Genomic DNA, 14317 nt, shown 5'->3' on the forward strand with positions numbered 1-14317 from the left:
TCACACCAGAACGCGTTCGATGCCGCCGTTGTTGGCGCGCGCGACGTATTCCGGCATCCAGTTCTCGCCCAGCAGGTGGCGCGCCATCTCGACCACGATGTAGTCGGCGGTGGTGCCCGAGTCCTCGTTGTAGCGCGACAGGCCCTGGAAGCACGACGGGCACGACGTCAGGATCTTGACGTCGCCGGTGAAGCCGTCGGCGCGCACCTTGTCGGCGCCCTTGCGCATTTCTTCTTCCTTGCGGAAGCGCACCTGGGTCGACACATCCGGACGCGACACGCCAAAGGTGCCCGACTCGCCGCAGCAGCGATCGTTCTTCTCGATCTTCTGCGCGTCCACCGTAGTGATGAGCGAATTGACGGTCTTCATCGGGTCCTGCAACTTCATCGGCGAGTGGCAAGGATCGTGATACATGTAGCGGGTACCGGTGACGCCTTCCAGCTTGACGCCCTTCTCGAGCAGGAACTCGTGGATGTCGATGATGCGGCAGCCCGGGAATATCTTCTCGAATTCATACCCCTGCAACTGGTCGTAGCAGGTGCCGCACGACACCACCACGGTCTTGATATCGAGGTAGTTCAAGGTGTTGGCCATGCGATGGAACAGCACCCGGTTGTCGGTGATGATCTTGTCGGCCTTGTCGAAGTCGCCGGAGCCGCGTTGCGGATAACCGCAGCACAGATAGCCCGGCGGCAGCACCGTCTGCACCCCGACATTCCACAGCATCGCCTGGGTGGCCAGGCCGACCTGCGAGAACAGGCGCTCCGAACCGCAGCCGGGGAAGTAGAACACCGCCTCGGTATCGGCCGTGGTGGTCTTCGGGTTGCGGATGATCGGCACGATCTTGTCGTCTTCGATATCGAGCAGCGCGCGCGCGGTCTTCTTGGGCAGGTTGCCCGGCATCTTCTTGTTGATGAAGTGGATCACCTGCTCTTTCACCGGTGGCTTGCCGACGGTGGCGGGCGGCTTCTGGGTCTGCTTGCGGGCAAATTTCTTGAGGATGTCGTTGCCCAGGCGCTGCGCCTTGAAGCCCCAGCCGGTCATCATCTTGCGGGTGGCGTTGATGGTGGCCGGATCGGTGGCGTTGAGGAAGAACATCGCCGTGGTGGTGCCGGCGTTGAACGACTTCTTGCCCATCTTGCGCAGCAGGTTGCGCATGTTCATCGAGACATCGCCGAAGTCGATATCCACCGGGCAGGGCGTGACGCACTTGTGGCACACCGTGCAATGGTCGGCCACGTCCTCGAACTCTTCCCAGTGCTTGATCGATACGCCGCGGCGGGTCTGCTCTTCGTACAGGAAGGCTTCGACCAGCAGCGAGGTCGCCAGGATCTTGTTGCGCGGCGAATACAGCAGGTTGGCGCGCGGCACGTGGGTCGAGCACACCGGCTTGCACTTGCCGCAGCGCAGGCAGTCCTTGACGCTGTTGGCGATGGCGCCGATATCGCTTTGCTGCATGATCAGCGATTCGTGCCCCATCAACCCGAACGAAGGCGTATAGGCGTTGCTGAGGTCGGCTTCCATGCCGGGCAGGTTGAGCAACTTGCCCTTGTTGAAGCGACCTTCGGGATCGACCCGCAACTTGTAGTCGCGGAACTCGACGATTTCGTCTTCGGTCAGGAACTCGAGCTTGGTGATGCCGATGCCGTGCTCGCCCGAAATCACGCCGTCCAGCGAACGCGCCAGCGCCATGATGCGGGCCACCGCCACATGGGCGTCCTGCAACATTTCGTAGTGATCGGAATTGACCGGCAGGTTGGTGTGCACGTTACCGTCACCGGCGTGCATGTGCAGCGCCACGAACACGCGACCACGCAGCACGCGCTTGTGAATGACGGTGGTTTCTTCAAGGATCGGCTTGAAGGCGGCGCCGCTGAAGATCTGACGCAACTGGGCCCGCACTTCCTGCTTCCAGGACACGCGCACGGTGCGATCCTGCACCACGTCGAACACGGTCGCGCCCGGCTGGTCGCGCAGACGCTGATCGAACGCGGCGGTCAGCTTCTCCATGCCCAGCGCAATCATCTCGTCACGCGCATCGACCAGCGAGCGGTCAAGATGGGTCAGCAGATACGACCAGCGGTCGTGGGTGCGATTGAGCAGATCCTCGGCCTGGTGCACGCGGTCTTCCAGCATTTCGGCGGCGGGAATATCTTCACCCTCGCCGTCGTCGCTCTTGCCCAGCGGCAGGTTGCCCTTGACGAAGAAGGTTTCCAGTTCAGCCAGCAGTTGCAGCTTGTTCTTGATCGACAGCTCGATGTTGATGCGTTCGATGCCGTCGGTGTACTCGCCCATCCGGTTCAGCGGGATCACCACGTCTTCATTGATCTTGAAGGCGTTGGTGTGCTTGGCGATGGCGGCCGTGCGCGAACGGTCGAGCCAGAACTTCTTGCGCGCCTCGGGGCTGACCGCGACGAAGCCTTCGCCCACGCGGTTGTTGGCCATGCGGATCACTTCCGAAGCGGCGGCGGCCACGGCGTTTTCGTCGTCACCGACGATGTCGCCGATCAGCACCATCTTGGGCAGCACGCCGCGCTTGGACTTGGTGGCATAACCCACCGCGCGCAAATAACGCTCGTCCAGGTGTTCCAGGCCGGCCAGGATGGCGCCGCCACGCCGGGTCTCGGCGTCCAGGAAATCCTTGATCTCGACGATCGATGGAATCGCATCACGCGCCTGGCCAAAGAATTCGAGGCACACGGTGCGGGTCTGCTTGGGCATCTTGTGCAGGATCCAGCGGGCCGACGTGATCAAGCCATCGCAACCTTCCTTCTGCACGCCCGGCAGGCCCGACAGGAACTTGTCGGTCACGTCCTTGCCCAGGCCTTCCTTGCGGAACTTGCGGCCGGCGATCTCGAGTATCTCGGTCTTGAAGACTTCGGTCTTCTGGCCGCGCTCGCCCGGGTGCGACCACTCCAGCTTGAAGCGGGCCGACTCGACATCGTGGATCTTGCCCAGGTTGTGGTCCAGGCGGGTGACTTCGAGCCAGTCGCCCTGCGGATCGACCATGCGCCAGCTGGCCAGGTTATCCAGTGCAGTACCCCACAGCACGGCCTTCTTGCCGCCGGCATTCATGGCGACGTTGCCGCCGATGCACGAGGCTTCGGCCGAGGTCGGATCGACCGCGAACACGAAACCGGCGCGCTCGGCTGCGTCCGAGACGCGCTTGGTCACCACGCCGGCGCCCGAATAGATCGTGGCGTAGGGTTGGGTCAGGCCGGGCAGCACGGTCATCTCGACGGCGCCCAGTTGCTCCAGCTTTTCGGTGTTGATCACGGCCGACATGGGCGTGAGCGGAATGGCGCCGCCGGTGTAGCCGGTGCCGCCGCCGCGCGGGATGATGGTCAGACCCAACTCGATGCAGGCCTTGACCAGCCCGGCCATCTCGTCTTCGCTATCGGGGGTGAGCACCACGAACGGGTACTCGACGCGCCAGTCGGTGGCGTCGGTGACGTGCGATACGCGCGAGAGGCCATCGAACTTGATATTGTCGCGCGCGGTATAGCGACCCAGCACCTTGGTGGCGCGACGGCGCAGGTCGTAGGTACGGCGGAATTCTTCGGCAAAATCGGCAATCGCCTTGCGGGCCGCCTTGATCAAGGCCTCGACGCTCTCGCTGCGACGTGCCGCATCGGCGTCGCCGATGGCGTTCTGGCCGACATCGATGCGACGCTTGTCGACTTCGCCCAGGCGATGGTTGAGCGCTTCGATCAACGCTGCGCGACGCTTGGGGTTATCCAGCAGGTCGTCCTGCAGATAGGGATTGCGACGCACGACCCAAATGTCGCCCAGGACCTCATACAGCATGCGCGCCGAACGGCCGGTCTGGCGCTTGCCGCGCAGCTCGTCGAGCAGCGACCAGGATGCTTCGCCCAACAACCGGATCACGATCTCGCGATCCGAGAACGAGGTGTAGTTGTACGGAATTTCGCGCAGGCGCGTGGGCGTAGCGCCATGGGGCGCATCAGTGAGCAAGGCTTGAATGTGGGCGGGGGCGTTCATCAATGTAGAAAATAAGTCTGCTGCCGGATGTGCATTTTAGCCTATTGCCAAAAGTCGCGATGGCTGGAGCCCAGTTTCGCGGACGCAATGAAAATGATTCTCTTTTCGAGCGAATGACCTGCCACAACTGAGCAGCCATCGATGCTGCATTGCGGCAAATTTGATTGTCGAGGTCCAGGTGTCGACAGAAAACTCGACAATTTGCCGCATTAAAGCGACAACCAAGCGACAAGCCTGCTTAAGTTGCTACCCACACTAGTTGACGCCGGTTCGGCCCAGGGCAATAGGCAATGGCAATTCAATTAATAAAAACAATCAATTTTATATAATCAATTCTTAAAATCTATAATCCATACCAACAACAGGGGTGTTTCCACTAAAAAAACCATGGAGGTGTTATGGTTCGCATTCTCATTACCGAAATCTTGGAAAATCTAGCCATCACCCTGGCCGACTATGCGCATGGCAAGGCATAGCCCGCAACACCGATGTCCGACTCATCGTTACCGCCAGGGAGACTGCCATGATACCGGCACCGTTGAATAAAAATTTTCCAGCAAAATCAAATACTTCCGACGACGCCACCGCGTTCGATGGTGAATCGCCCCGGCCTGCCATCGGCGCCAAAACCGATCTCGGCGACAGCCTGACGCTCAATCTCAAGCCACGCCACATCGTCACACTGCTGGTGGCGCTGGTGTTCGTGCTGATCAAGTCCTACGAGACCTTGCACGGCTACTTCACGGCCAATCCCCATGTATGGGCGGCGCTGCTGGGTTCATCGGCGGCCGCCGGCCTGACCGCGCTGGGCGCCATGGGCGTGTTTTTCACGCGGCGGCTGTCGGTCAAGGCGCAAGACGTGATGCTGGGCTATGGCGGCGGCGTGATGCTGGCCGCCAGCGTGTTTTCGTTGATCATCCCCGCCATGGATGCGGCCCAGGCCATCGGCTATGCCAAGAATGCCTCGGTGTTCCTGGCGGCGACCGGCATCATGCTGGGCGGCCTGTTCGTGCTGGCGCTCAATCACCTGATCCCGCACCAGCATTTCCTGGCGATGGCCAGCGACCGCAACAGCGCCGCGCGCACCTCGCGCATCTGGCTGTTCGTGATGGCGGTGACGATCCACAACTTCCCCGAAGGCCTGGCCATCGGCGTCGGTTTCGGCGGCGAAGACTTCGGCAAGGCGGTGGCGCTGGCCACCGGCATCGGCATACAGGACATTCCAGAGGGGCTGGTGGTGGCGCTGGCACTGCGTTCGCTGGGCTATTCGGCGGCCAAATCGGCGGCCGCCGGCATCCTGTCGGGACTGGTCGAGCCGATCGGCGGCGTGCTGGGCGCGCTGGCCACCGGGGTATCGGCGACCGCCCTGCCCTGGGCGCTGGCCGGCGCCGGTGGCGCGATGCTGTTCGTCATCAGCCACGAAGTGATTCCCGAATCGCACCGCCAGGGTCACGAATCACAGGCCACGCTGGGCCTGTTGGCGGGCTTCGTGACGATGATGCTGCTGGACGTGATCCTGGGCTAGCCGAGCAGGTCGGCGATGCGATGCCAGAACCCGTCTGGCACGTTCAGCAGCACCCAGGTCATGAACAGGTAGCGCAGGAACTTGCCGATGGCCATGTAGAACACCGATGGCCAGAACGGCAGGCGCAACCAGCCGGCCAGGGTACAGATCGGGTCGCCAATGCCGGGCAGCCAGGCCAGCAGCATGGTCTTGGGTCCGAACCGTTCAAGCCAGTGAAACCAGCGCGACGAACGTTCCTTCGAAAACGCCTGCTTGGCGCCATAACCCATCCAGTAATCCACCATCCCACCCAGGGTATTGCCCAGCGTCGCCACCAGGATCACCGGCCAGAACATCTCGGGATTGGCCTTGATGACGGCAAACACGGCGGGCTCGGACCCTAGCGGCAGCAGGGTTGCCGACACAAAACTGATCAGGAAGACCGAGGTCAAGCCAACCGTGGGCACGGCGAGGATATTGAGGAGCCAGAGAACGGCGGATTCGATCATGCGCAGCAGGAAAAGTGGTTGGATGTGGCCGAACAAGCGGCGCCTGGTTCAGGCACGCTGCCTCACGGACGAGGCTCGCATTCTAGCCGAAGCGCGCTGCTCATTTATAATGATCAGTTCCCTTGCTGCCTGGCACCACACTGAAGACCACTATGAGTAACGATTATCTGCAGAAGATCCTGACCGCCCGCGTCTACGACGTCGCCCAGGAAACGCCATTGGAACTGGCCAACACGCTGTCGCAGCGGATGGATAATCGAATTTACTTCAAGCGCGAAGACATGCAGAGCGTGTTCAGCTTCAAGTTGCGTGGCGCCTATAACAAAATGGCGCACCTGACACCGGCGCAACTGAAGCGCGGCGTGATCTGCGCCTCGGCCGGCAATCACGCACAGGGCGTGGCGCTGTCGGCGGCGCGCCTGGGCTGCCGTGCGGTGGTGGTCATGCCGACCACCACCCCGCAGGTAAAGATCGAGGCGGTCAAGGCGCGCGGCGCCGAGGTGGTGCTGTCGGGCGACTCGTTCACCGATGCTTATAACCATGCGCTGACGCTCGAGAAAAAACACAAGCTGACCTTCGTGCATCCGTTCGACGACCCGCACGTGATCGCAGGCCAGGGCACGGTCGGCATGGAAATCCTGCGCCAGCACTCGGATCCGATTCACGCCATCTTCGTGGCCATCGGCGGCGGCGGCCTGATCGCCGGCGTGGCGGCCTACGTCAAGGCGGTACGCCCGGACATCAAGATCATCGGCGTGCAGACCACCGACTCGGACGCCATGGCGCGCAGCCTCAAGGCTGGCCGCCGGGTGACGCTGTCGGACGTCGGCCTGTTCTCGGACGGCACCGCCGTCAAGCTGGTGGGCGAAGAGACCTTCCGCCTGGCCCGCAAGTACGTGGATGACATCATCATCGTCGACACCGATGCCGTCTGCACCGCCATCAAGGACATCTTCCAGGACACCCGCAGCATCGTCGAACCGGCCGGCGCCCTGGCCGTGGCCGGCGCCAAGGCGTATGTGGAGCGCGCCAAGAACAGCCGGCAACCGATCAAGGGGCAATCGCTCATCACCATCGCCTGTGGCGCCAACATGAATTTCGACCGCCTGCGTTTCGTGGCCGAGATGGCCGACGTGGGCGAGGCGCGCGAGGCCGTGTTTGCGGTGACCATTCCCGAGGAACGCGGCAGCTTCCGCCGCTTCTGCGAGACCGTCGGTCCGCGCAACGTGACCGAATTCAACTATCGCATCAGCGATGCCCGTGCCGCCCATGTGTTCGTGGGCGTGCAGATCGCCAACGCCGACGAGTCGGGCAAGATCGCCCGCAATTTCGAGAAAGCCGGCTTCGGCGTGCTGGACCTGACCCATGACGAACTGGCCAAGGTCCATATCCGCCACCTGGTAGGCGGCAAGAGTTCGCTGGCCGACGACGAGCTGTTGTACCGTTTCGAATTCCCCGAGCGGCCGGGTGCGCTGATGAAGTTCCTCTCCAGCATGAACCCGGGCTGGAACATCAGCCTGTTCCACTACCGCAACCAGGGCGGCGATGTCGGTCGCATCCTGATCGGGCTGCAAGTGCCGAAGAAGGAAATGAAACAGTTCCGCACTTTCCTGGCCCAACTCGGCTACCGTCACTGGGACGAAACCAAGAACCCGTTGTACAAGCTGTTCCTGGGCTAACGCCCGGCAGCATCGCAGGAGCATCACATGAACCACGCCGCCACCGATATGGGCCACTCGCCCGAAACCTCGCCGCTGGGCAAGCACTCGGCCTACCCGGCCGCGTACGACCCGGCGCTGCTGTTTCCGATCCCGCGCGCGCCCAAGCGGGCCGAGCTGCAGATCACCGGCACCCTGCCCTTCTTCGGCGTCGACATCTGGACCGCCTACGAAATCTCGTGGCTGAACCTGCGTGGCAAGCCACAGATCGCCATCGCCACCTTCATGGTGCCGGCCGATTCGCCCAATATCATCGAATCGAAGTCGTTCAAGCTGTATCTGAATTCGTTCAACCAGGCGCGTCTCGACAGCAGTGCAGCGCTGGTCGAGCGCATGCGGCTCGACCTGTCGGCCGCCGCCGGTGCGCCGGTGCAGGTCACGCTGACCGAAGCGACCCAGTTCGGCCAATTGCGCTTCAATGAACTGGGCGGCCTTTCGCTGGACCGACTCGATATCGAGATCGAAGCCAGCGCCCATCCCGACGGCAGCATCCTGCGCGCCGATCATGAACAGGCCACCGTCGAAGAAACCTTCGTGTCGCATCTGCTCAAGTCGAACTGCCCGGTCACCAGCCAGCCTGACTGGGGGAGCGTGCAAATCCACTATGTCGGCGCGCCGATCGACCAGGAACAGCTGCTGAAATACATCATCGGCTTCCGCGACCATAACGAGTTTCACGAGCAGTGCGTCGAGCGCATCTTCAGTGACATCCTGCAATACTGCCGGCCCCAGAAACTGGCGGTGTATGCGCGTTACACCCGACGCGGCGGGCTCGACATCAATCCATGGCGCAGCAATTTCTCGAGCGCCAGACTGCCTTCGCTGGATCGCAACGCACGCCAGTAATCCGCTCCGGCCTGGCTCGCCACCGATCGGCCCGCGACATCACTTCGTTAACAGCTGCTTATAAATTGTTACAAATTTTGTCGGGCCGGTGATTGTCGATGCCATCGATGCTCGCCCACACATCCCCCCTGATCAGCTGAAACCCTTGTGTTTGCTGGGTTTCATGTTGCCATGATGCCTATTCCCGCCGGTCGCCGGATGTCCCTGCGCACTGCCTGCCGGACATGACTACGTAACATTTTCGTGGGCTGAAAAAAAGCACCGCGGGATATTTCCATTCAAACTTCCGGTCTGTTGTACAAGTTCAGCGCCTTTTGGCCGATGAATGTTGCTCTCATCTTTCAACCGGCATCAGAAAAAAAATATTGCACCATGAAATTCGATCTCCAACGCCTGCGGGCACCCTCCCCCCTGACCAACTCCATGCGCCGCTACCAGCACTGGCTGGCGGCACTGGCGTGCGTGGCTGCATTGACGCCTGCGGCCCATGCCGAAGACACCAGTCTCTGGCAAGACACCAAAAGTCATCTGGGCAACATCTGGGACCAGGGCGACGACGCCATTTACCTGTCCGGCATCGCCCACCACGGACGCAGCACCTATACCAAGGAAAAACTCAACGAACTCAACGAGCACGCCTGGGGCCTGGGCTACGGCAAGACCTTGCGCAATGCCGATGGCAATGACGAATCGCTGTTCGGTTTCGTGCTGAAGGATTCGCACCGCCATCCCCAGTACATGGCCGGCTATGCCTACGAATGGGTGTTCCCGGTGGCAAAGACCGGGCTTGAGGTCGGCGTGGGCGGCACCGCCATGCTGATGAGCCGCCAGGATTATTTCGGCGGCGTGCCGTTTCCTGTGCCGCTGCCGCTGGCCTCGATCGGCACCGCCAAGGGCAAGGTAATGTTTGCCTATGTGCCACGCCTGAGCTCCAACAAGAACAATGGCGACGTGCTGCTGATTTTCGGCCGCATCGAGATGTAAAGAACGCTACATGCCGCGCGACAACTCGTGCGGACATTGTTTTCTAACAACACGGGCCTGCGTGCGCCGCAGCCCGTGATTCAAGCCAAATCCATCATCTCGCCGGCAATTCGGGCGCTGTTCCGGCTTTCCAAAGCGCTACCAGGCGCTCAAACAGGCCTATAATCCTGCTCAAAGTTTCACAGTTTCACCTCGTTGCGATCCCTTGAGCGTCATGACAAATCTTGCAAAAATCCTTTCTCCAGAAAATGTCGTCCTGGATCTGGAAGTGTCCAGCAAAAAAAGAGCTTTCGAACAAGCCGGCCTGACCTTCGAAAACAATAGCGGCATCGCCCGCTCCACCGTTTCCGAAAACCTGTTTGCGCGTGAGCGCCTGGGTTCCACCGGACTTGGCCACGGCGTGGCCGTGCCACATGGCCGCATCAAGGGATTGAAGGCGCCACTGGCGTTGTTCATGCGCCTGGCAGACCCGATCCCGTTCGAGTCGCCCGATGGACAACCGGTCAAGCTGCTGGTGTTTCTGTTGATTCCCGATCATGTGACGCAGCAACATCTGGAAATCCTGTCGGAGATCGCCGAGATGTTTTCAGACGACGCCTTCCGCACCCAACTGGCCGCCGAGTCCGACCCTGCCGTGGTGTATTCGCGCCTGGTCACCTGGCAGACCAGCCTGGAAAAGACCGGCTGAAGTCGTTTGTCGCAGGCCGCTGCATTGCATGGCAGCGCATCACATGGCAACGCCCCCCCCAACCGTACCGTCCGCCGATCCGAAAGCCTCATGCCCAACTATTCCGCGTTGTCGATCCAGCAGCTCTACGAAGAAAACAGGGAATCCCTGCAACTTGGCTGGTTCGCCGGCTTCCCCGGCGGCGAGCGCCTGATCTCCGGCGATGCCGTCTCGGCAGCCGACCAGGTGGGTCACCTGAACCTGATTCACCCGGGTCGCATCCAGGTCTTCGGCCACCAGGAAATCGAGTACTACGAACGGCTGTCCAATACCTCGCGCGCCTACCAGACCGCCGAACTGGTCGCCGGCGAACCACCCGCATTCATCATTGCCCAGGGCTTGTCGACGCCGCCGGACATCCTGGCGATCTGCGACGAAAAAAATATCCCCCTGTTTTCGACGCCGCTGCCGGCGGCGCAGGTCATCGATTACCTGCGGGTCTACCTGTCCAAGAAGCTGGCGCAGCAGATCACCATGCACGGCGTCTTCATGGACGTGCTGGGCGTGGGGGTACTGATCACCGGCGAATCGGGATTGGGCAAGAGCGAACTGGGCCTGGAACTGATCTCGCGCAGTCACGGCCTGGTGGCCGATGATGCCGTCGAATTCGCCCGCATCGCACCCAACATGATCGAAGGCCGCTGCCCGCCGCTGCTGGCCAACCTGCTGGAAGTGCGTGGCCTGGGGCTGCTCGACATCAAGGCGATATTCGGCGAGACCGCCGTGCGTCGCAAGATGCGCCTGAAGCTGATCGTGCACCTGGTTCGCCGCAGCACCCTCGAAGAAAACTACGAGCGCCTGCCGCTGGATGCCCAATACGAGGAAGTGCTGGGCCTGCCGATTCGCAAGGTGGTCATTCCCGTCGCGGCCGGGCGCAACATCGCGGTGCTGCTGGAGGCGGCGGTGCGCAACACCATCCTGCAACTGCGCGGCATCGATACGCTCAAGGAATTCATCGAACGCCAGCGGCGCGCCATGAACGGCGAATAAACACCTGCCCGACACCAATTCGTTCGATGCCACCGGCCCCGGCGCGTGGGTCTGCTTGTAGCTTGCGTTATCATTGGCGACATGAAAATCGTTCTGATCACAGGCATTTCAGGGTCCGGCAAATCGGTGGCGCTACACGTGCTCGAGGATGCCGGCTATTTCTGCGTCGACAACCTGCCGCCGGCGCTGTTGTGCGACCTGGTCGAGACCCGCATCCGGGAAGGGGCCAGCATCCTGGCGGTGGCCACCGATGCCCGCAGCGCCGACTCGCTGGTCACGCTGCGCACCGACATCGATCGCCTGCGCGCCGATGGCCATGACGTCAAGGTATTCTTCCTGACTGCCTCCAACGAAGCGCTGATCACCCGCTTTTCGGAGACCCGCCGCAGCCATCCGCTGTCGCACCGACTGCTGCCGGGGCGCAATCCCACCGACAGCATGACGCTGTCCGAATGCATCGCGGTCGAACGTGAAATGCTCTCCGAGGTGCAGGAAATCGCCCACGTGATCGACACCTCGCAACTGAGCTCGAACAAGCTGCGCCGCTGGATCAAGGGCCTGGTCGATATCGAACGCTCGCCGCTGACGCTGCTGTTCCAGTCGTTTGCGTTCAAGCACGGCTTACCGCTGGATGCCGACCTGGTATTCGACGTGCGCATGTTGCCCAACCCGCATTACGACGCCACGCTACGCCCACTGACCGGGCGCGACGACCCGGTGATCGAATTTCTGTCCGGTTATGACGAGGTAGCGGACATGCTCGCCGACATCCGCGGCTTCGTCGAGAAGTGGCTGCCCGCCTTCAAGGCCGACAACCGTAGCTACCTGACGGTGGCCATCGGCTGTACCGGCGGCCAGCATCGCTCGGTGTATATGGCCGAACAGCTGGCACGCCACTTCCGGGCGACCGAGCAAGTGGTCTGCCGTCACCGCCAACTCGACTAAGCCAATCAGATCGTCGCCAGCAGGTCGTCGCGCAGCAAGGCGCCCAGCAGCAGCTTCTTGACCGGCGCCGGCAAGGGTGCGTCGGCCAGCCGCTGCACCGGATACCAGAGCAACGCCTGCTGCGCCGTCATCGCGGCCCGCGCGTCAAGCGCCAGTTGATACGGCGCGACGTGCAACTTGAAATGGGTGAAGACGTGCGAGAACGGTTGCAACTTGCGACATCCGGCGATTTCGCCATACGGCGCCAGCAAGGCGTGCACCGCGACGTCGAACTGCGTCGCATCGCCCATCGCGATTTCGGGCAACGATAACAAGCCGCCCCAGATACCGCTGTCGGGCCGCTGCTCCAGCAGAACATCATCGCCATTGGTCACCACCAGCATCACCGTCTCGCGCTCGGGCACCGCTTTTTTCGGCTTGCTCACGGGCAGTTCCGAGATCCGGTCCTGCGTCAGCGCCACGCAGCGACCCGCCAGCGGGCAGCGTGCGCAGCCGGGCGTGCCGCGCACGCACAAGGTTGCGCCCAGGTCCATCAAGCCCTGGGTATAAGCCTCGATGCCCTCTTCGGGCAGCAGCGCCACGGCGCGCAACCACAGCTTGTCTTCGACCGGCTTGGCGCCGGGATAACCGTCGACGCCGAACACCCGCGCAAACACCCGCTTGACGTTACCGTCGAGGATGGCGGCACGGCGGCCATAAGAAAAAGCGGCAATGGCGGCGGCGGTCGAGCGACCGATGCCGGGCAGGTCAGCCAGCAGTACGGGGTCATCCGGAAAGCGACCGCCATATTCGTTGACCACCCGCTGCGCGCATTTGTGCAGATTGCGTGCCCGGGTGTAATAACCCAGGCCCGCCCACAGCGACATCACATCCTCGGACGGCGCCGCCGCCAGGCTGAAGACATCCGGGCAGCGTTCGAGGAAGCGCTGGTAATACGGGATCACCGCCGCCACCTGGGTCTGCTGCAACATGATTTCGGAGAGCCACACGCGATAGGCGTCGCGCGTGTTCTGCCACGGCAAGGTGTGCCGCCCATGCCGCTTCTGCCAGGCGATCACATCGGCCGAGAACGAGGGATCGGCATAGTGCGCGCCATCGGCTGGCGGCGCCCGCCTTGCTGGCTTGTCGACTAACACTTTCATTTCTGGCAATTCACGCAATAGAAGGTAGAGCGCTGACCCTGCTTGATCTGGCGGATCGGCGTGCTGCATACCCGGCATGGCTGCCCGGTACGGTTGTAGACAAAATAACTCTGCTGGAAGTAGCCCGACTGCCCATTGACCGCGATGAAGTCGCGCAGCGAACTGCCACCCTGCTCGATGGCCGCGGCCAGCGTCTCGCGGATCGCCACGACCAGTCGCTCCAGGCGCGCCAGGCTGATTCGCTGGGCCGGGGTCTTGGGATTGATGCGGGCCTTGAACAGGCTTTCGGAGGCATAGATGTTGCCCACCCCCACCACGATGTCTCCCGCCAGCAGCACCTGCTTGATCGGCGCGCTGCGGTTGCGGGTCTGGCGAAACAGCTCCAGCGCCGAGAAGCGATCTTCCAGCGGCTCCAGGCCCAGGCTGCGCAGCAGCATGTGTTCTTCGATCGAACCATCGGCCGAGTCATGCCACAGGATGGCACCAAAACGCCGGGGATCGGTCATACGCATCACCTGGCCGCCCACCAGCAGGTCGAAGTGATCGTGCTTTTGCGGGGCGATGCCCGGCGGCAGGATGCGCAGGTGACCCGACATGCCCAGATGCACGATCAGCGTGCCATGGTCGAAGTTGATCAGGAGATACTTGCCGCGACGCCCGGTGCTGCGCACGGTGTGGCCGGCCACCAGCGCCTCGAGCCCGACCGGAAACGGCCAGCGCAGGCCGCTATGGCGCAGTACCACGCCGGTCACCGGCTGTCCTTCGAGATGCGGCGCGACGCCGCGCCGGGTAACTTCGACTTCTGGTAATTCTGGCATCTGGCGGCGTCGTTGAAAGCAACGATGGAAATGGCTGGAGGAAGACCCATATGATAATCCAGATGTATAAAACAAGACCTTGGCCGTTGCCGGCGGCGGCCGGAGGTCGATGGATCGATTACACTCCCCTTA

At 62.1% G+C, this 14317-nt stretch carries 11 protein-coding genes; 7 read left to right on the plus strand and 4 right to left on the minus strand.

All coding sequences use genetic code 11. The features are described 5' to 3' along the window. Positions 1-4002, minus strand: a complete 4002-nt coding sequence (locus LBW87_RS07930) for a DUF3683 domain-containing protein (RefSeq protein WP_225200916.1) — start codon at positions 4000-4002, stop codon at positions 1-3. Between the two features lie 523 nt (positions 4003-4525). On the opposite strand from LBW87_RS07930, the gene LBW87_RS07935 reads away from it, so the two are divergent. Continuing rightward, positions 4526-5527 carry a ZIP family metal transporter gene (locus LBW87_RS07935; RefSeq protein ID WP_225200917.1) on the plus strand — a complete coding sequence of 334 codons (1002 nt, stop codon included), beginning with the start codon at positions 4526-4528 and terminating at the stop codon, positions 5525-5527. On the opposite strand, the gene LBW87_RS07940 is transcribed toward LBW87_RS07935, so the two are convergent. Continuing rightward, complete coding sequence (locus LBW87_RS07940; protein ID WP_225201400.1) at positions 5524-6015, minus strand: YqaA family protein; 492 nt, start codon at positions 6013-6015, stop codon at positions 5524-5526. The genes LBW87_RS07935 and LBW87_RS07940 overlap by 4 nt on opposite strands. 152 nt (positions 6016-6167) lie before the next feature. Here LBW87_RS07940 and ilvA point away from each other — a divergent pair, with 152 nt between their 5' ends. From ilvA to rapZ, 6 genes are all read left to right on the plus strand, one after another. Beyond that, positions 6168-7694, plus strand: coding sequence for a threonine ammonia-lyase, biosynthetic (ilvA, locus tag LBW87_RS07945; RefSeq protein ID WP_225200918.1), 1527 nt, complete (start codon positions 6168-6170; stop codon positions 7692-7694). 27 nt (positions 7695-7721) lie between these two features. Next, complete coding sequence (gene queF / locus LBW87_RS07950) at positions 7722-8579, plus strand: NADPH-dependent 7-cyano-7-deazaguanine reductase QueF (RefSeq protein ID WP_225200919.1); 858 nt, start codon at positions 7722-7724, stop codon at positions 8577-8579. Positions 8580-9002: 423 nt separating this feature from the next. Next, a complete protein-coding gene (locus LBW87_RS07955) occupies positions 9003-9563 on the plus strand; it encodes a hypothetical protein (RefSeq protein WP_225201401.1) in 561 nt (186 codons plus the stop codon). Positions 9564-9777: 214 nt separating this feature from the next. After that, positions 9778-10251 (plus strand): PTS sugar transporter subunit IIA, encoded by a 474-nt coding sequence (locus LBW87_RS07960; RefSeq protein ID WP_225200920.1) that lies wholly within the window; start codon positions 9778-9780, stop codon positions 10249-10251. Positions 10252-10341: 90 nt separating this feature from the next. Further along, complete coding sequence (hprK, locus tag LBW87_RS07965; protein WP_225200921.1) at positions 10342-11280, plus strand: HPr(Ser) kinase/phosphatase; 939 nt, start codon at positions 10342-10344, stop codon at positions 11278-11280. Positions 11281-11361: 81 nt separating this feature from the next. Beyond that, positions 11362-12225: an RNase adapter RapZ gene (gene rapZ / locus LBW87_RS07970; protein WP_225200922.1), complete on the plus strand. Its 864-nt coding sequence runs from the start codon at positions 11362-11364 to the stop codon at positions 12223-12225. Positions 12226-12230: 5 nt separating this feature from the next. Here rapZ and mutY read toward each other — a convergent pair whose 3' ends face one another. Together mutY and mutM are read right to left on the minus strand one after the other, a co-directional pair. Then, positions 12231-13367, minus strand: coding sequence for an A/G-specific adenine glycosylase (mutY, locus tag LBW87_RS07975; protein WP_225200923.1), 1137 nt, complete (start codon positions 13365-13367; stop codon positions 12231-12233). Then, positions 13364-14185, minus strand: a complete 822-nt coding sequence (mutM, locus tag LBW87_RS07980) for a bifunctional DNA-formamidopyrimidine glycosylase/DNA-(apurinic or apyrimidinic site) lyase (protein ID WP_225200924.1) — start codon at positions 14183-14185, stop codon at positions 13364-13366. Before mutM ends, mutY begins: the two co-directional genes overlap by 4 nt. Positions 14186-14317 lie beyond the last annotated feature (132 nt).

The sequence above is a fragment of the Herbaspirillum sp. alder98 genome, assembly GCF_020179755.1.
Classification (GTDB): domain Bacteria; phylum Pseudomonadota; class Gammaproteobacteria; order Burkholderiales; family Burkholderiaceae_D; genus Herbaspirillum.

What these genes read in the sequence shown, in the direction of transcription:
- ilvA (WP_225200918.1), top strand. Translation starts at nt 6,168, where the DNA reads ATGAGTAACGATTATCTGCAGAAGATCCTGACCGCCCGCGTCTACGAC.
- mutY (WP_225200923.1), bottom strand. Translation starts at nt 13,367, where the DNA reads ATGAAAGTGTTAGTCGACAAGCCAGCAAGGCGGGCGCCGCCAGCCGAT.
- mutM (WP_225200924.1), bottom strand. Translation starts at nt 14,185, where the DNA reads ATGCCAGAATTACCAGAAGTCGAAGTTACCCGGCGCGGCGTCGCGCCG.
- LBW87_RS07935 (WP_225200917.1), top strand. Translation starts at nt 4,526, where the DNA reads ATGATACCGGCACCGTTGAATAAAAATTTTCCAGCAAAATCAAATACT.
- LBW87_RS07930 (WP_225200916.1), bottom strand. Translation starts at nt 4,002, where the DNA reads ATGAACGCCCCCGCCCACATTCAAGCCTTGCTCACTGATGCGCCCCAT.
- queF (WP_225200919.1), top strand. Translation starts at nt 7,722, where the DNA reads ATGAACCACGCCGCCACCGATATGGGCCACTCGCCCGAAACCTCGCCG.
- LBW87_RS07940 (WP_225201400.1), bottom strand. Translation starts at nt 6,015, where the DNA reads ATGATCGAATCCGCCGTTCTCTGGCTCCTCAATATCCTCGCCGTGCCC.
- rapZ (WP_225200922.1), top strand. Translation starts at nt 11,362, where the DNA reads ATGAAAATCGTTCTGATCACAGGCATTTCAGGGTCCGGCAAATCGGTG.
- LBW87_RS07955 (WP_225201401.1), top strand. Translation starts at nt 9,003, where the DNA reads ATGCGCCGCTACCAGCACTGGCTGGCGGCACTGGCGTGCGTGGCTGCA.
- LBW87_RS07960 (WP_225200920.1), top strand. Translation starts at nt 9,778, where the DNA reads ATGACAAATCTTGCAAAAATCCTTTCTCCAGAAAATGTCGTCCTGGAT.
- hprK (WP_225200921.1), top strand. Translation starts at nt 10,342, where the DNA reads ATGCCCAACTATTCCGCGTTGTCGATCCAGCAGCTCTACGAAGAAAAC.